Source organism: Candidatus Cardinium hertigii (assembly GCF_003176915.1).
In the GTDB taxonomy this organism is placed as follows: domain Bacteria; phylum Bacteroidota; class Bacteroidia; order Cytophagales; family Amoebophilaceae; genus Cardinium; species Cardinium hertigii_A.
Genome location: NZ_CP029619.1, coordinates 929,192 through 947,512, shown reverse-complemented (window position 1 = coordinate 947,512; position 18,321 = coordinate 929,192). Strand labels below are relative to the sequence as shown.

Genomic DNA, 18,321 nt, shown 5'->3' with positions numbered 1-18,321 from the left:
GGCTAGTTATCCACTATTTATACAACAGGGCTACCCTATGCTGTAAAAATCATACTGAGATCCCCATTGTGCCACAGGTGAACATACTGTACAAACTATTGCAGCCGTTATCTTATGTAAATAAGCCTTATATCCAACACATTCCTATAAGTCTGTAAGACGGTATGATCCCTATTATTTTTTTCGTAAATTTATTTAGCTTTAACCTGGCTAATGCTATTTAATTTACATTAATTGTAGGAAAAGGTTTAGCATATAGTTTATTTTTCAATCACAAGCAGTAAATAGCTAACTTGTAACGTAGCACATCTTTAGTTATTTACAGCAACATAACCATACAAGCAATACTTGTCCTTATGAATAAAGCAGAAGGCGTTTTGAGCCGGGATCAATTTGACAGCGCCAACCAGTTGGATCATGTCTATACGGATAAAGAAAGAAGTGAACTAGCTGCCCAATACAGTGCAACCTTAAGTACTATCCATCAATATGAGGTAATAGAAGGGGTAGTTATCAGCCTAACAGCTAAAGATGTGATCGTTAGTGTTGGGTACAAGTCAGACGGTCTGATTGCTGCTTCTGAGTTTAGGGATCTTCCAGATTTACAACCAGGTGATAAAGTGGAGGTATATATTGAAGAGACAGAGAATGCACAGGGTCAATTGATACTCTCCCGAAAAAAAGCAAAACTAGTAAGGGCATGGGAAAAAATTCAGCATGCTTTGGAATATGGGGAAATATTGGAGGGAGTAGTAAAGCGTAGAACCAAAGGTGGATTGATTATAGAAATTAATGAAATTGAAACATTCCTTCCTGGTTCCCAAATAGACATTAAGCCAGTCTTAGATTTTGATATATTCGTAGGGAAAACAATTGATGTAGCTGTTATCAAAATCAACCATACCAACGATAACGTAGTGGTTTCTCATAAAGCGCTCATTGAGAAAAAATTAGAAGGGCAAAAACTGGAAATCATCAATAACCTTGAGAAGGGACAAATTCTAGAAGGTTACGTTAAAAATATGACAAAATTTGGCGCTTTCATTGATTTGGGTGGCATAGATGGGTTGCTACATATTACAGATATTGCTTGGAACAGAATCAATCATCCAGAGGACGTCCTCTCTCTTGGCCAGCAGATACGCGTAGTGGTAACAGGATTTAATGAGGATAAAAAACGCATATCCTTAGGGATGAAGCAGCTTGAAACGCATCCATGGGATTTACTACCGGATACGATAGAAGTAGGATCCAGCGTAAAAGGTAGAATTACGAATATCGCAGACTATGGTCTTTTTCTAGAGGTGATACCTGGTATTGAGGGGCTTATACATATTTCAGAAATCTCCTGGTCTCAATATTTGCGTAATGTGCATGAGCACTACAAAGTAGGTGATATCGTAGAAGCTATGGTGCTGCTATTAGACCGTAAGAATCATAAAATATCTTTAGGTATTAAACAACTAACGGGAGATCCGTGGGAGCAGGATAACTTCTTAACTACTTATGCAGTAGGATCTAAACAGGAAGGTATTGTTCGCAATCTTACCCACTTTGGTGCTTTTGTAGAGCTGGAACCTGGTGTAGAGGGGTTGCTCCATGTTTCAGGCCTCTCTTGGACCAAACGCATTGCACACCCTGCTGATGTTTTAAAGCTAGGAGAAAAGTTAGAAACCATTGTACTGGGCATTGAAAAAGAAAATCGACGGCTCTCTCTGGGTCTCAAACAACTAGAAGAAAACCCATGGGAAGTTTGTGAAAAAATCTTTAAAATAGGAAGTACACACAAAGGAACTATCCTAGAGAAGATTTCTGATCGTGGTGCTTCTGTTGAATTAGTGCATGGCATAGAAGGACATGTGCCTATCCATCATCTCCTCAAAGCAGATGGTAAAGAAGCAGAAGTAGGGGAAGAATTAGAATTTCAGGTAATGAAATTCTCTAAAGCAGATAAAAAGATTATTTTATCGCATCAAGTTGTACATACGCCTGCTTCAGAGGATACAGCGCATGCCAAACAAGAAATAAAGCGCAAAACACCACCGAAAGAAACAAAAAAAACAACAACAGCTGCTTCTGCTAAACCATTACAGGGAGGATTTGAAGCTTTTGCTGATTTAAAGGAAAAACTGGGAACCCAACAGAAACAAAAAAAAGAAACGCATAAAGAATAAGACCTGCTTCCTTGCAGGCAGGGAAAACGTATAATTGGTCGCGTGGCCGAGTGGTTAGGCAGAGGTCTGCAAAACCTCGTACGGTGGTTCGAACCCACTCGCGACCTCTTTGTGTTTGCCTGGGTGGCGGAATAGGTAGACGCGTTGGTCTCAAAAACCAATGATAGAGATATCGTGCCGGTTCGATTCCGGCCCCAGGTACTTATCGCGCTATACGATACTTAGTAACCTTACGGCCAGCGCATAAAATACAAATAGCTATGCAACATCCCCTTAAAACAGTTGCTAAGGAAACCATTCTATATAGCTTCGGATCTTTTGCCCTACGTGGATGCTCCTACCTAATTAATTTATGGCTGCACGCAACCCGACTCTCCCCTAGTGCTTATGGGGTAATTACAGAATTCTATGGTTATTTGGCTTTGGGCCAAGTGCTCTACTTTCTAGCTATGGATATGGCCTATTGCAGATTTGCACCTACATTAGGACAGCAGTATACTTTCAATATTGTTACCACCCTACTGACGCTTACAGGCTTATTGCTATCCCTAACCATCTGGATGGCAGCCCCACAGATCGCCCAAATAACTGGCCATTTGATGCACATACGTTATTTCTATTATGTAGCCTTGCTCCTTCCACTAGACACACTGCTATCTATAGTCCATACAAGGTTACGTACCACACACAAAATGTCTCAATTACTATTGCTCAAATTTATACAAGTTTTGGCTTTTGCTGGCTTATCCTTTATGTTGCTTTATTTTCCTATGGGATTAGCTGCTGTCGCGCGCACCATTTCTACCTATTTACCCTTTATCACCGTACAGCTGAATCCTGAAGACGCTATTTTTATAGCTAATTTACTGGCTAGTATCCTTACTTTACCTTTTACCTTCCCCTACTTTAAAGGATTCCGCTGGATTTGGCACGGCCATACCATACAGCGCATGGTACGCTATGCTACCCCTGCGTTACTTAGCACGTTGTTCTTAAGACTGCATGATCAATTACCCGTACTACTCTTTCGCTCATTACTACCCTCCGCCTTCTGTAATGGGGATACCAAAGAAGCAATAGTAGGGAAGTTAGGCATGACTTACAAATGGGCAACTTGCTTTGCATGGGGCATACAAGCATTTAAATATGCAGTGGAACCATTCCTGTTCAAGCAGACCAAACACAACAATAGCCCCAAATTATATAGTCAACTTATGTACCTCTACCTTTATACAGCTTGCCTAGCTTTGTCACTTTTCAGTCTCAATATAAAGTGGATAATACAAGTGTTCTTACCCAGCGCTTATTCCCATCACTTTATTGAAGTGCTGCCTTACTTAGCTTTTATACATGTTTGCTTGGGTATTTTTTACAACTTTACAATTTCCTTCAAAGTTAGCAACCAAACCTTCTATATTGCTTGGATAACTGCAGGCGGAAGTCTTATTGCATGGGTTTTAGTATGCCTGCTGATCCCAAGATTTGGCCATTGGGGTTGCATCTATGCTACCATGAGCAGTAGCATCGCTATGGCTCTATCCGCTTACTGTATAGGCCAAAGCTATTACCCTATACCCTACTATAAAAAGGGATTTATACTTCTTGTATTAACATTTCTTATATTAGCTTCCTACCCTTTATGGTCCGAAAAACTGATATCTTTACAACCAGGATTTGCATATTTATTTCTAAATACCATTACAATAGGCCTATTCTATGCCATAAGTAAATCCTTAAAGAAAATGCTGGCTGACCAAGCAGTCTGCCTTTCTTAATGCTTTACCCCGATAGAATAGGGCTAACTATCGGTGTCCGTTCAGATGAGCGGCAGCGATAGCACCCAACCCTTATGTGCACCAAAAAGCAGATCTACCGGAAATTAAACCCTATCAATTATCATGTGCATCACGGCCATTGTAGACAATGTGGCAAGCGCTACGCTGCTTCTCTACCTAAAGGTGTTTGTTACATCAGATACCTTTGACCCTAAGGTAAAACCAGTAATTGAAGCTTTAATAGGCTTTTACACGGATCTAGCGTATTCTCAAAATACCAAACAGCCTACCAAGCTTTAAAAAACCATTAGGAAAAGTAAAATATTTCATATAGATGAAACGAGTCATTATAATAGAGACAAATTAGGATGGTGCTGGATCTTTACCAATCTTATAGCTAGTCTCCTTAAGGAAGCAGGAGGCTGACAAAACTCATTGAACACTACCAGAGCTATCCTAATTAGGAACCTTTTTCCTTTATAAGACCTTGGATATGAGAAAAAGGCAAGCCAGTAAGAAGCACGATATCTTCCATAGGGTAGCCTTTGAGAAACATAGCCTTAGCTATTTCTATCTTTCCTTTTTCTTGCCCTATTTGGATCCCTTTTTCTTGCCCTATTTGGATCCCTTCGTCCCTATATTTTTGTGCTATAGTTCTCATAATATCTTCTTTATCCTCTCTAGGTAGATATTTTGTGATAACCTTTTCTAGAACAGACTGTTTATCTTCAGGTAGTTTGCTGTCGCTATACCATAAGAAATTTCTCATATAAATATAACCTTTTTCCTTGTCAAGAAGAATACAAGATTTAAAGGTTTCTAAAAATTCTTCCCATAACTTAATTATATCACGAGAATATATATACTTCATAAAGTATTCGAGCATGCCTAAATGTGCCTTTTGCTTAATCTCGTCATCGGACATAGCATACAAGTCTACCAGTTGATAATCTCCTCCCATAAACGATTGAGCAAGAGCGGGGTGACTAAATAAGTCCCATAAATTTCTTGGGGCATTAAAGGGTCTATTCCCATGATATACGACTATGGGAATTATGAGGGGTAATTTTGATGTCTTTTTCGTTTTATGTCTTTCGAGTAGCAAAAATGTATATTTCCATAATTTGTATGCCGTCCAATACTTAGGACTAACCTCAGCTTCTATCAATGTGTAAATGAATGCTTGTTCATTGTTTTTCATTTTGATCGAGAAAACCAAATCACTGAACTTTTGCTTTAAATCTTCCTCTACAAAGGATTCTTTTTCAACCTTAATCGTGGTTAAATCCAATAACGATTTACAAGATTCTGGTAAATAATGGGTTAGAAATTCCTGAGCAGCTATTGGATCTGAAAGGATTAGTTTGGCTAGTCCATCATGTTTTAATCTTTTTACCATAAAGATAACTTACTCAAAAGTATTAAATTAATGTGTCATCTATCAGCCTTGCATAGGTGCGATTCAGCAAGGCCTTAGAACCCAAGGAAGGTAGGCTAACTGATCATTTAAATTTTTCAATTTTGTTTGATGTAATGCGTCAGAAACTTCGTTAAGTCCTTATGGGACATTGTCCCAATAAAAACTTTCGAGTACGCTTCGATAGAGGCCTGTATGTATACGTGCTAAAGTGAAAATATGGCCCAGAAGATTATAAGGAAGACCCTATGCCTTTCTTATAGCTAGTCTCCTTAAGGAAGCAGGAGGCTGACAAAACTCATTGAACACTACCAGAGCTATCCTAATTAGGAACCTTTTTCCTTTATAAGACCTTGGATATGAGAAAAAGGCAAGCCAGTAAGAAGCACGATATCTTCCATAGGGTAGCCTTTGAGAAACATAGCCTTAGCTATTTCTATCTTTCCTTTTTCTTGCCCTATTTGGATCCCTTTTTCTTGCCCTATTTGGATCCCTTTTTCTTGCCCTATTTGGATCCCTTTTTCTTGCCCTATTTGGATCCCTTTTTCTTGCCCTATTTGGATCCCTTTTTCTTGCCCTATTTGGATCCCTTCGTCCCTATATTTTTGTGCTATAGTTCTCATAATATCTTCTTTATCCTCTCTAGGTAGATATTTTGTGATAACCTTTTCTAGAACAGACTGTTTATCTTCAGGTAGTTTGCTGTCGCTATACCATAAGAAATTTCTCATATAAATATAACCTTTTTCCTTGTCAAGAAGAATACAAGATTTAAAGGTTTCTAAAAATTCTTCCCATAACTTAATTATATCACGAGAATATATATACTTCATAAAGTATTCGAGCATGCCTAAATGTGCCTTTTGCTTAATCTCGTCATCGGACATAGCATACAAGTCTACCAGTTGATAATCTCCTCCCATAAATGATTGAGCAAGAGCGGGGTGACTAAATAAGTCCCATAAATTTCTTGGGGCATTAAAGGGTCTATTCCCATGATATACGACTATGGGAATTATGAGGGGTAATTTTGATGTCTTTTTCGTTTTATGTCTTTCGAGTAGCAAAAATGTATATTTCCATAACTTGTATGCCGTCCAATACTTAGGACTAACCTCAGCTTCTATCAATGTGTAAATGAATGCTTGTTCATTGTTTTTCATTTTGATCGAGAAAACCAAATCACTGAACTTTTGCTTTAAATCTTCCTCTACAAAGGATTCTTTTTCAACCTTAATCGTGGTTAAATCCAATAACGATTTACAAGATTCTGGTAAATAATGGGTTAGAAATTCCTGAGCAGCTATTGGATCTGAAAGGATTAGTTTGGCTAGTCCATCATGTTTTAATCTTTTTACCATAAAGATAACTTACTCAAAAGTATTAAATTAATGTGTCATCTATCAGCCTTGCATAGGTGCGATTCAGCAAGGCCTTAGAACCCAAGGAAGGTAGGCTAACTATCATTTAAATTTTTCAATTTTGTTTGATGTAATGCGTCAGAAACTTCGTTAAGTCCTTATGGGACATTGTCCCAATAAAAACTTTCGAGTACGCTTCGATAGAGGCCTGTATGTATACGTGCTAAAGTGAAAATATGGCCCAGAAGATTATAAGGAAGACCCTATGCCTTTCTTATAGCTAGTCTCCTTAAGGAAGCAGGAGGCTGACAAAACTCATTGAACACTACCAGAGCTATCCTAATTAGGAACCTTTTTCCTTTATAAGACCTTGGATATGAGAAAAAGGCAAGCCAGTAAGAAGCACGATATCTTCCATAGGGTAGCCTTTGAGAAACATAGCCTTAGCTATTTCTATCTTTCCTTTTTCTTGCCCTATTTGGATCCCTTCGTCCCTATATTTTTGTGCTATAGTTCTCATAATATCTTCTTTATCCTCTCTAGGTAGATATTTTGTGATAACCTTTTCTAGAACAGACTGTTTATCTTCAGGTAGTTTGCTGTCGCTATACCATAAGAAATTTCTCATATAAATATAACCTTTTTCCTTGTCAAGAAGAATACAAGATTTAAAGGTTTCTAAAAATTCTTCCCATAACTTAATTATATCACGAGAATATATATACTTCATAAAGTATTCGAGCATGCCTAAATGTGCCTTTTGCTTAATCTCGTCATCGGACATAGCATACAAGTCTACCAGTTGATAATCTCCTCCCATAAATGATTGAGCAAGAGCGGGGTGACTAAATAAGTCCCATAAATTTCTTGGGGCATTAAAGGGTCTATTCCCATGATATACGACTATGGGAATTATGAGGGGTAATTTTGATGTCTTTTTCGTTTTATGTCTTTCGAGTAGCAAAAATGTATATTTCCATAACTTGTATGCCGTCCAATACTTAGGACTAACCTCAGCTTCTATCAATGTGTAAATGAATGCTTGTTCATTGTTTTTCATTTTGATCGAGAAAACCAAATCACTGAACTTTTGCTTTAAATCTTCCTCTACAAAGGATTCTTTTTCAACCTTAATCGTGGTTAAATCCAATAACGATTTACAAGATTCTGGTAAATAATGGGTTAGAAATTCCTGAGCAGCTATTGGATCTGAAAGGATTAGTTTGGCTAGTCCATCATGTTTTAATCTTTTTACCATAAAGATAACTTACTCAAAAGTATTAAATTAATGTGTCATCTATCAGCCTTGCATAGGTGCGATTCAGCAAGGCCTTAGAACCCAAGGAAGGTAGGCTAACTATCATTTAAATTTTTCAATTTTGTTTGATGTAATGCGTCAGAAACTTCGTTAAGTCCTTATGGGACATTGTCCCAATAAAAACTTTCGAGTACGCTTCGATAGAGGCCTGTATGTATACGTGCTAAAGTGAAAATATGGCCCAGAAGATTATAAGGAAGACCTTATGCCTTTCTTATAGCTAGTCTCCTTAAGGAAGCAGGAGGCTGACAAAACTCATTGAACACTACCAGAGCTATCCTAATTAGGAACCTTTTTCCTTTATAAGACCTTGGATATGAGAAAAAGGCAAGCCAGTAAGAAGCACGATATCTTCCATAGGGTAGCCTTTGAGAAACATAGCCTTAGCTATTTCTATCTTTCCTTTTTCTTGCCCTATTTGGATCCCTTTTTCTTGCCCTATTTGGATCCCTTTTTCTTGCCCTATTTGGATCCCTTTTTCTTGCCCTATTTGGATCCCTTCGTCCCTATATTTTTGTGCTATAGTTCTCATAATATCTTCTTTATCCTCTCTAGGTAGATATTTTGTGATAACCTTTTCTAGAACAGACTGTTTATCTTCAGGTAGTTTGCTGTCGCTATACCATAAGAAATTTCTCATATAAATATAACCTTTTTCCTTGTCAAGAAGAATACAAGATTTAAAGGTTTCTAAAAATTCTTCCCATAACTTAATTATATCACGAGAATATATATACTTCATAAAGTATTCGAGCATGCCTAAATGTGCCTTTTGCTTAATCTCGTCATCGGACATAGCATACAAGTCTACCAGTTGATAATCTCCTCCCATAAACGATTGAGCAAGAGCGGGGTGACTAAATAAGTCCCATAAATTTCTTGGGGCATTAAAGGGTCTATTCCCATGATATACGACTATGGGAATTATGAGGGGTAATTTTGATGTCTTTTTCGTTTTATGTCTTTCGAGTAGCAAAAATGTATATTTCCATAATTTGTATGCCGTCCAATACTTAGGACTAACCTCAGCTTCTATCAATGTGTAAATGAATGCTTGTTCATTGTTTTTCATTCTGATCGAGAAAACCAAATCACTGAACTTTTGCTTTAAATCTTCCTCTACAAAGGATTCTTTTTCAACCTTAATCGTGGTTAAATCCAATAACGATTTACAAGATTCTGGTAAATAATGGGTTAGAAATTCCTGAGCAGCTATTGGATCTGAAAGGATTAGTTTGGCTAGTCCATCATGTTTTAATCTTTTTACCATAAAGATAACTTACTCAAAAGTATTAAATTAATGTGTCATCTATCAGCCTTGCATAGGTGCGATTCAGCAAGGCCTTAGAACCCAAGGAAGGTAGGCTAACTATCATTTAAATTTTTCAATTTTGTTTGATGTAATGCGTCAGAAACTTCGTTAAGTCCTTATGGGACATTGTCCCAATAAAAACTTTCGAGTACGCTTCGATAGAGGCCTGTATGTATACGTGCTAAAGTGAAAATATGGCCCAGAAGATTATAAGGAAGACCCTATGCCTTTAAATATGAATCGCTCCTCCATAAGCTGCTGCAACGGCTTCCATAATGGCTTCAGACATAGTTGGATGCGGGTGTACACTGTTCTGTATTTCATGCGCTGTAGTTTCTAGCTTACGTGCCACCACGACTTCTGAAATCATTTCTGCAACATTAGTACCTACCATATGTGCACCGAGCCATTCCCCATATTGCGCATCAAAAATTACCTTTACAAACCCCTCTGAAGCACCCGCTGTATGCGCCTTTCCAGAAGCAGAAAAAGGAAAAACGCCTACTTTAACACTATAACCAGCTTCTTGCGCAGCTTTTTCTGTATACCCTACAGAAGCCACCTCTGGTGTTATATAGGTACAAGTAGGTATATTATGGTAATCCAATGGTTCTGGATCAAGACCTGCTATTTTTTCCACACAAATAATGGCTTCTGCAGAAGCTACATGCGCTAGTGCAGGCCCCTTAATTACATCTCCAATAGCATACACCCGCTCACAACTGGTCCTATAATAAGCATCCACTACAATTTTACCCTGTTCTATAAGAATTCCATTTTCCTCTAGCCCTATGTTTTCTACATTAGCCATTATGCCAACAGCAGAAAGAATAGTATCACATGCGAGGGAGATCTCTCCTGCTGCCGTATGGATCGTTACAGTAGGGTTCGCTCCCTTTACGTCCACTGCAGTGACCGTTGCAGCTGTATAAACCTGCATGCCCGATTTAGTAAAAGATTGGTATACCTGCTTGGAAATAGCCTCATCTTCTAAAGACAACAAATAGGGTTGCCGTTCTACCAATGTGACCTTTGTGCCTATCGTATGGTAAAAATAGGCAAATTCACATCCAATAGCGCCCCCTCCTATGATGAGCATAGTGGCCGGTTGTGTAGAGAGTGCAAGTGCTTCCCTATAGCCCATAACCTTAGTCCCATCCGTAGGGAAACCAGGCAGTAAGCGGTTTCTACCTCCCGTTGCTAGTATAATATGCTGTGCACAATAATGCCTTGTAACGCCCGCTGAAAGAGTAAGGGTAACTGTATGGGGAGAGGCTACTTTGCCATGCCCCTTTAGCAGTACAATGTTATGTTTCTTAAAAAGATAATCAATGCCTTTAGCCATAGTAGCTGCAATGGCTCTGCTCCGTTGAACCATGGCGCATAAATCTGGTTGGGCAGCTGTTACTTGAATACCAAAATCTGCTGCATGCTGCAGATAGTCAAATACCTGTGCACTTTTTACCAATGCCTTCATGGGAATACACCCCCAGTTGAGGCAAATACCGCCCACGGCCTCTTGCTCTATAACAGCTACCTGCATGCCTAATTGCGCCGCCCTAATGGCAGCTACATAACCAGCTGGTCCACTTCCAATTACGATAAGGTCATATTGTGCGTCTACGGGAGTCATTGTGGTCATTATACTGTAATCTTATGTTCGTATGGTAGTTGAATTACTGCTTGGCGTAACGCTACCATTACAATAGTTAATCTACAATAGCTAAAATCTGTTTTACGGTATCGATTGTTTCTTTATTTTCTGCTATAAGCATGAGTAAATCAAATGCTGTAAGAACGATATCTCCTCTAGGTATTACATAGGTATCGTTTCTTCTTATTAGCAAAATCAACGAATCTGCTGGTAAATTCAACTGTACCAGTTTTTTACCGATAGCGGGTGAATGGCTAGGCACAATCAATTCTACTAATTCACTTTCTATTTCTTCTGGGAGCTTAATACTAGGGAACTGTTGCTCCACTGCCTCTTCCTCTAACCGCAGCCATTTAGCTAATGGAGAAAGCGTAGTACCCTGAAATAAAATAGAAGTGAGTACCACAAAAAAAACAATATGGTACATCACATCTGCTTGGTGGATATTATCTAGCAGCGGATACGTAGCAAAAACAATGGGAACTGCCCCCCTAAGCCCTACCCAAGATATAAAAACCTTATGATTGAAGCCCATTTTTCTAGAAAAACATAGCGAAATAAAAACGCTCAATGGACGGGCTATAAACATTAAAAAAATGGAAAGCAATAGGCCTATGCCTGCAATAGGGAGCAGTTTATGTGGATAAACCAATAAGCCAAGCATTATAAACATAATAATTTGCATCAACCAAGAAATACCTTCGCAAAATTGTATGATGTTTTTCTTATAGGGGAAATTTTGCTTGCCTAATAGCAATCCTACCAGGTAAACTGCCAAGAAAGCATTGCCATGCAGGGAATGGGTAATGGAATAGGTAAAAATAACTACCGCTAAAATCAATCCTGGATAGAGGGAGCGGTTTGTAAGCCGTAGATTGTCAAGCAGCAAAAGCATAAGCTTACCTACCAATAAGCCTGCTATACCACCTACGACCATTTCGCGTACAAACATAAGAATAGCATCCATGGGACGAATGGATTGCTGGGTTATCAATAATGTTTTAAACAAAAACATCAAAAACCAAGCCATGGTATCATTGCTGCCCGATTCTAATTCCAGTAATGGGCTTAAGTTATTTTTTAAGCGTATATTTTTAGACCGAATGATCGCAAAAACAGCAGCCGCGTCTGTAGAGGCGACAATAGCCCCCATAAGCATCCCCTCTAAAAGGGTAAACTGAATATTGTTTTTCCATAGCTTGGTTATACCCCAAATAAATAAACCAACACTCCCAGTAGTAATGAGAATACCAACGGTTGCCAATGCTATACCACTCCATACAATAGGACGTATATGCTTGTATTCTGTTTCTATGCCTCCTGTAAAAAGAATAAGGCTTAACGTAATAGCACCCAATAGCTGAGCAGCTACAGGGTTGTGGAAGTCGATATTACCCAATTGTTTATGACCAGCAGCCATGCCCACCAATAAAAAAATAACTAAGGAGGGAATCCCTAGCCTGGTAGATAATTTGGTTGTTATAATACTTATAAAAAGTAGAAATGAGCTGGCAATAAGTAATTTTTCTGGTGTTAGCTGCATCAGTTTCTAAATAAATGTAAACAACCACTTGTGGTAAACGTTGCTTTCACATGCATAAAGCATATATTTATACCCTACTAAAAGCGAATAAAGCAATAGTTATGCCGTACTAAAAGCAAATTAGGCAAAATATAACAAAAAAGCACTTAATCTATTATAATTATTATTTAAAATTGATAGCCTTACGGACCTGCTCTTTTATTTAAATTTTATAGCAAGCGTACCTTACTTTATGCGTTATTTCCTATACATAGCCTACCTAGGTAAGTCCTACAGTGGTTGGCAAACCCAACAGAACGCCTGTTCCGTGCAAGAAGTAATAGAGCAAGTATTGAGCAGGCTACTAGCTACAAAGACACGCATTCATGGCAGTAGTAGAACGGATAAGGGGGTACATGCCCAGCAGCAAGTAGCCCATTTTGATGCCATTAAACCAATAGATGATGTGGAAAACCTAATCTATAGGTTAAACCGCATGTTGCCCATTGATATCAGTATTACAGCTATTCGCCCCGTACAGGATGATGCGCATGCCCGCTTTGATGCCTGCTACCGCATATATGAATATGCCATTGTTTATCATAAAAATCCATTTTATGCTGCTACAACTGTTTGGTTCTATCGGTTACCACCACTCCCCTTATTGAATCAAATAGCTGCCCTCTTTTGTGTACAAACAGATTTTGAATTTTTTAGTAAAGTTTCTCCTCAAGTTATGACTTCTGTATGTACCATAAAAGAAGCTATTTGGATTGATCTAGGTAATTCTATTATATTTCGTATAAAAGCAGATCGTTTTTTACGTGGTATGGTACGGATTATCGTAGCTACCATATTGAAGGTAGGCTATGGTACGATGAGCGTAGAGACCTTGTCAAACTGGATACGAACCAAGCCTGCGCAACGCCCCTTACTTACGCTCGTCCCATCTCATGGTTTGACTTTAACAGAAATAGGTTATCCAGAAAGGTTGTTTGTAGAAAAGTGAGCGTTCACCCGCATGTGCACATAGACGCATAAGCCTATTAAGATGTACAAAATAAAAGAGAGCGTTCATAAAGGGAACGTACATTTGGCATTTATTTCCAGCTATGCTAGACTGATAAAAAAAGGAAATACCAACGCTTGAAAGATGAAATACATGTACAATAAAATAAGATTTAATTAAGTATGAAAAGTGCAAAAGCTATTTTAGCAAAACCGTTGTTGTTAGGGTGTTTAAGCTTAATGTTAACAGGATGTAATAAAAAAGAAGCCACTATAAATATTATGCCAAAACAAGGACCAAGTGACATGACAGCATTAGGCAGTGCGATTGAACAAACGAATAAATTGCTACTGGATTTAAATACAGAATTAGCAACAAAATACTACAAAGAACCTACGCATGAATCGCTTATGATGCAATTTAATCAAATACTAAGGATCCCTGACTATGCACACATAATAACGGATGGCTTTAATGGCCAAGACCCAGATGGCATGACCGCACTAGGCAAAGCTGCAAAAGCAGGCGATAGAAAATTAGTACACTGGTTACTAAAATGTGGTGCAAAGGCAGATACCGTAGATAGGGCAGGTTATGGAGCTATAGACTATGCTATACGCAACTTGAACAAAGATATAATCAAGCTATTGCTAAATAGTAATCATACGCTAAAAATAAGATTAAATCCTTCCGATAAAATGATCGCATTACGTAACGCTATCAAGGAAAATTCTTTGGGTATCGTACGCTACTTAGTAACGAATAGGGCTCCTATACATATAACCAGTCAATTTCTTAGGCGGCCTCTATTATTGGCTGCTGAACAGGGAGATTGTGACATTATAAATGATTTATATGGTAAAGTAATCGAATTATGTAACCCTGCAACGAAAAATTCTTTGGATTCGGCACATTACTGGCTAATAAATAATGCTTCTGGTGATCCAATAAAAAGTCTTTCAAGGCCTCTATTCTTGGCTGCTGAATATGGAAATTGCGCTATTGTAAAGTATTTATACGAGCAAGAAGTCAATCATGATAATAATTTAGACATAAATAAAACTACTTCTCCATATGGGAAAGCAGCTTTATGCCTGGCTGTTGAACAGGGATATATCGATATTGTAAAACACCTATACGAGCAAGAAACCTATGATAATGGTTTTAACTTATTGGTCTTAGCCTTAGCTATTAAAAATGGGCATCTGCCTATCGTTAACTTCTTAGTCGAAGGAAAGAAAATCAATGATCTAAATAAGGCTTTACGGTATACTATCCATGATTTAGATAATATGGAAAGTTTGAAGCCCTATAAGGAAATAGATGTATATTCACAACATCCAACAGGTGCCTTTAATATTGAGGAACGTATCTTCTACTTGGGCACAAAAAAGGGGGGAAAACTTATAAATTTAGTTGATAAGCAAGCCAATGATAGCGTTACTAAATATTTAAAAAAACGTCGGAAAACTATATAATAAGTCATCACACTACAACGCATATGCAAGATCCCATTATTGCGCTTGCTACACCGAACGGCGTAAGTGCCATCGCCGTAATAAGACTTTCTGGACGTGGTGTTATTTATGCTGTAAATCAAGTATTTAAAGGAAAAGATCTAACGCAACAAGCTTCACATACCATTCATTTTGGGGTTATACGACAAGGTCAAACTGTAATTGATGAGGTATTGGTTTCCATTTTTATAGCCCCACATTCTTTTACCAAAGAAGATTCCGTTGAGATCTCTTGCCATGGTTCGCCCTTTATTGTAGCACAATTGATAGAACTGTTTGTAGCGCGCGGTGTTCGTGTAGCAGATCCGGGAGAATTTACCAAGCGTGCTTTTCTAAATGGCCGATTTGATTTGACCCAAGCAGAAGCCGTAGCGGATCTCATTGCTGCTAATTCTGCCCTAACCCATCAAATCGCACTAAACCAAATGCGGGGTGGTTTTTCTTCCCAATTACAGGAATTGCGCAAAGCATTGATACATATGGCAGCATTGTTGGAATTAGAATTAGACTTCTCAGAGGAAGATATTGCGTTGGTAGATAGGATCCACTTAAAAACGTTAACGACAGAACTGTTGGCAACGCTACAGCAACTGATAGAAAGTTTTAAATTAGGCAATGTAATTAAAAATGGGATAGCTGTAACCATCCTAGGGGCCCCTAATGTAGGGAAATCCACCCTATTGAATGCTTTGTTACAAGAAGAACGCGCTATTGTTTCACCTATAGCGGGTACTACACGAGATACCATTGAGGGTCATTTGAATTTAGATGGTTTGCTCTTTCGGTTTGTAGACACGGCTGGCCTAAGGGAAAAAGCATCCGACGATATAGAAGCCATAGGCATAGAACGTGCTAAGCAGCAAGCAAGCAAAGCATTGGTAGTACTTTACTTAGTAGATCTCTCTTGTATGACCGTTGTACAGGCGGAGCAAGCAATCGCTACCTTAAACTTAGCAAAAGCTTCGTTGATTAAAATTGGCAATAAGATGGATATTGCCTCCTCTGCTGCCCTAACAGCTTTTAAAGCCAAAAATTATCTACTTACAGCTGCGCAAACCAATGAAGGGATAGATAAACTTAAAAGCAAAATTTTAAATCTATTCAACCAAGCGCAAATACAAACAGCGGAAACGGTTGTTGTTAATGCACGGCACTATGAACGACTGCAAAAAAGTAAAACAGCATTGGAAGCAATACGGACAGGGTTGGAGGAGCATTTACCCAATGAATTATTGGCATCAGCTATCCAGATTGCCCTACATTCCCTAGGTGAAATCACAGGCACTATTACTACAGAAGAGATCCTGGGGGAAATCTTTTCTAAATTTTGTATTGGGAAATAAGCCACGGGACAGAAGGCTGGCCAACATACCCCCAGCCCGCTTTCTTCCCAGGGAAGAGCTGGCCACGTAACAACTGGTAAGCTATAAGCGATTTAAGCTATTACAGTAATCTTTTATGCTTTTTTTAAACATTGCCAGTGCAGCCTCTATCTTCTCTTTTCTTTCTGGTTGACCGCTTCGTAAAGCTACATTTAATATTTGATAAAATTGCTGAATTGGTTGGTTTAACTTATTTTCACCTGTTTCTTGTAGCATACTCACCAATTTTTCTTCTACTTCTTTACAAGCGATGTTTATTCCTTCACGCCCTTCTGCTACGCACAACAAATTACCTACTCTTACCAAGAAATCTAATGTTCTTAACAAAAAAACAATCTTTTCCTGCTTTTTCTTCTCATATTCATCAGTTGGCGTAGGTATGTTGCTAGAGGGTGGTTGGTTGGGTGACTTAGAGGACGATGGATTGGACTTGGGCTCAGACTCTGGTTCTGGCTTGGGCTTCAGCGGAATAGCTGGATACGTTTCCTGTGTACCAAAAGAAGAATCTGGTTCTAGCTTGGGCTTACTTTCTTGACAAGCTTGCCCTGTATTTACAAGCAATAATCCAACCATCCCGTACATATATATAGGATTGCGGTAAATAGTAAATCTGTGGCACATGGTAGTATCTGTTATCTTTCCCTTCCTTGCCCTTCTATTTTAAGCGCATCATTCCCTACAGCAGTCACAAACGCCTTCGCAGGAAAATATTTCTCTTGTTTAATTTGTTGCCTACTAAAACCTATCTCTTGTAGCTTCGCTTTGCTTTCATCAATCATATAAGGATTACCGCAAAGGTAAACCAGATTATGCATAGGATTTAAAGCAAGCGTATTAAATGCATTTTGCACATAACCAGTATAATAGTAATCCTTTGCTAAAGGCATGGCTTCTCTACTTAGGTAAACATGAAAATGGAAACGTGCCTGCTTTTTAGCCAATGCAACAAAATCTGCCTCATATAAAAGATCTTGGGTATAGCGTACCCCTAACAGTAACGTTACCTTTAGCAAGGGATCTTTTTCTAGTCGTTGGGCAAGGGCAGGCAGCATGGAACGATAGGGGGTTACGCCTGTACCAGTAGCTACCAATAGGTAATGGGCAGCGGGTTCTCCTTCGTCAAGGATAAGATGACCTTGTGGACCTATACAAAGTAATTCATCCCCTAATGTTAGGTTAAAGAGCTTGGCAGTAGCAAACCCGTGGTCAACAGCTGCTACGGCAATTACCCAAGGAGCCCCTTCTGCAGGGCTATTGGCTAAACTGTAGCTGCGACGCATCAGTTTACCCGCTTCATTAGGTAATAAAAAAGTAATAAACTGGCCAGGTATAAAATGGAACGAAAGATTATCCGTACGTGTAAAGGTTAACTCTATTACACGTGGCGTTAGCATCTTTTGTTGCTTAAGCCTTACTGTAAAAGGTTGGCGTATCATTTTAATTTTTCACTTCTCCTACTGCTAACATACGCTAACATACTGAAATACAACCTGCCCCCAGGATTGGGTAAATAAGAATAGCCATAAAGCAACATCTACAAATATAAAAATTAATTCTGTCTTCATAAAATTTTACAAGCGCTACCTTATTTGCGTGAAAATAAATGCAACATATAATGGTACTAATTGCATCGAACAAGCTGATAAACTTCCCTTTAATAAAAATTGTGCCGTGCGTAGGGGGTATTGCTTTTTGATTAGGAAAAAAAGAACAACAGAACTGATTATACATTTACACAAATTTTAAGGGGCCTTTATTTGGATTATATTAAAAATATACATAAGTAACCTTTAACAGGTCTTTTACAGTAAGCTATCTTTCTTTGTTAGACTTCATACTTATACAATCAACCTATTCCAAGACTTGTTATGGACATACAT

13 protein-coding genes and 2 tRNA genes are annotated in these 18,321 nt (G+C 38.5%); 7 read left to right on the top strand and 8 right to left on the bottom strand.

All coding sequences use genetic code 11. From position 1 onward, the window contains the following. The first annotated feature begins 356 nt into the window (after positions 1 to 356). The 4 genes from rpsA (at position 357) to DK880_RS03875 (ending at position 3,949) form a co-directional block, all read left to right on the top strand. Positions 357 to 2,174, top strand: coding sequence for a 30S ribosomal protein S1 (gene rpsA, locus DK880_RS03890; protein WP_109997493.1), 1,818 nt, complete (start codon positions 357 to 359; stop codon positions 2,172 to 2,174). A 36-nt stretch (positions 2,175 to 2,210) separates the two neighbouring features. Beyond that, positions 2,211 to 2,281 (top strand) — tRNA-Cys (locus tag DK880_RS03885). A gap of 10 nt (positions 2,282 to 2,291) precedes the next feature. After that, positions 2,292 to 2,375, top strand: a tRNA-Leu gene (locus DK880_RS03880). Positions 2,376 to 2,434: 59 nt separating this feature from the next. Beyond that, positions 2,435 to 3,949, top strand: a complete 1,515-nt coding sequence (locus DK880_RS03875) for a lipopolysaccharide biosynthesis protein (protein ID WP_109997492.1) — start codon at positions 2,435 to 2,437, stop codon at positions 3,947 to 3,949. Positions 3,950 to 4,409: 460 nt separating this feature from the next. Here the strand turns inward: DK880_RS03875 and DK880_RS03870 are convergent, their stop codons facing one another. The 6 genes from DK880_RS03870 to DK880_RS03845 all read right to left on the bottom strand — a co-directional run bounded on the left by DK880_RS03870 (position 4,410) and on the right by DK880_RS03845 (position 12,554). Then, complete coding sequence (locus tag DK880_RS03870; protein ID WP_109997491.1) at positions 4,410 to 5,348, bottom strand: Rpn family recombination-promoting nuclease/putative transposase; 939 nt, start codon at positions 5,346 to 5,348, stop codon at positions 4,410 to 4,412. 344 nt (positions 5,349 to 5,692) lie between these two features. Continuing rightward, the gene (locus tag DK880_RS03865; RefSeq protein ID WP_109997490.1) at positions 5,693 to 6,727 is read right to left on the bottom strand and encodes an Rpn family recombination-promoting nuclease/putative transposase; all 1,035 of its coding nucleotides are present in this window, start codon (positions 6,725 to 6,727) and stop codon (positions 5,693 to 5,695) included. A gap of 343 nt (positions 6,728 to 7,070) precedes the next feature. After that, positions 7,071 to 7,985 carry an Rpn family recombination-promoting nuclease/putative transposase gene (locus DK880_RS03860; RefSeq protein WP_109997489.1) on the bottom strand — a complete coding sequence of 305 codons (915 nt, stop codon included), beginning with the start codon at positions 7,983 to 7,985 and terminating at the stop codon, positions 7,071 to 7,073. A gap of 343 nt (positions 7,986 to 8,328) precedes the next feature. Continuing rightward, entirely contained in the window at positions 8,329 to 9,315 is a 987-nt protein-coding gene (locus DK880_RS03855) for an Rpn family recombination-promoting nuclease/putative transposase (protein ID WP_109997488.1), read from the bottom strand. 271 nt (positions 9,316 to 9,586) lie between these two features. After that, positions 9,587 to 10,990 (bottom strand): dihydrolipoyl dehydrogenase, encoded by a 1,404-nt coding sequence (gene lpdA, locus DK880_RS03850; RefSeq protein WP_109997487.1) that lies wholly within the window; start codon positions 10,988 to 10,990, stop codon positions 9,587 to 9,589. 76 nt (positions 10,991 to 11,066) lie between these two features. Continuing rightward, entirely contained in the window at positions 11,067 to 12,554 is a 1,488-nt protein-coding gene (locus DK880_RS03845) for a potassium/proton antiporter (RefSeq protein WP_109997486.1), read from the bottom strand. 232 nt (positions 12,555 to 12,786) lie between these two features. Between DK880_RS03845 and truA the strand changes: the two genes are divergently transcribed. The 3 genes from truA (at position 12,787) to mnmE (ending at position 16,402) form a co-directional block, all read left to right on the top strand. Then, positions 12,787 to 13,542 carry a tRNA pseudouridine(38-40) synthase TruA gene (gene truA, locus DK880_RS03840; RefSeq protein WP_109997485.1) on the top strand — a complete coding sequence of 252 codons (756 nt, stop codon included), beginning with the start codon at positions 12,787 to 12,789 and terminating at the stop codon, positions 13,540 to 13,542. 182 nt (positions 13,543 to 13,724) lie between these two features. After that, positions 13,725 to 15,020, top strand: coding sequence for an ankyrin repeat domain-containing protein (locus DK880_RS03835; RefSeq protein ID WP_109997484.1), 1,296 nt, complete (start codon positions 13,725 to 13,727; stop codon positions 15,018 to 15,020). 23 nt (positions 15,021 to 15,043) lie between these two features. Further along, positions 15,044 to 16,402: a tRNA uridine-5-carboxymethylaminomethyl(34) synthesis GTPase MnmE gene (mnmE, locus tag DK880_RS03830; RefSeq protein WP_109997483.1), complete on the top strand. Its 1,359-nt coding sequence runs from the start codon at positions 15,044 to 15,046 to the stop codon at positions 16,400 to 16,402. A gap of 81 nt (positions 16,403 to 16,483) precedes the next feature. Here the strand turns inward: mnmE and DK880_RS03825 are convergent, their stop codons facing one another. Beyond that, positions 16,484 to 17,023: a hypothetical protein gene (locus DK880_RS03825; protein ID WP_109997482.1), complete on the bottom strand. Its 540-nt coding sequence runs from the start codon at positions 17,021 to 17,023 to the stop codon at positions 16,484 to 16,486. 50 nt (positions 17,024 to 17,073) lie between these two features. After that, positions 17,074 to 17,877 carry an FAD-binding oxidoreductase gene (locus tag DK880_RS03820; RefSeq protein ID WP_109997481.1) on the bottom strand — a complete coding sequence of 268 codons (804 nt, stop codon included), beginning with the start codon at positions 17,875 to 17,877 and terminating at the stop codon, positions 17,074 to 17,076. Between the last annotated feature and the right edge of the window lie 444 nt (positions 17,878 to 18,321).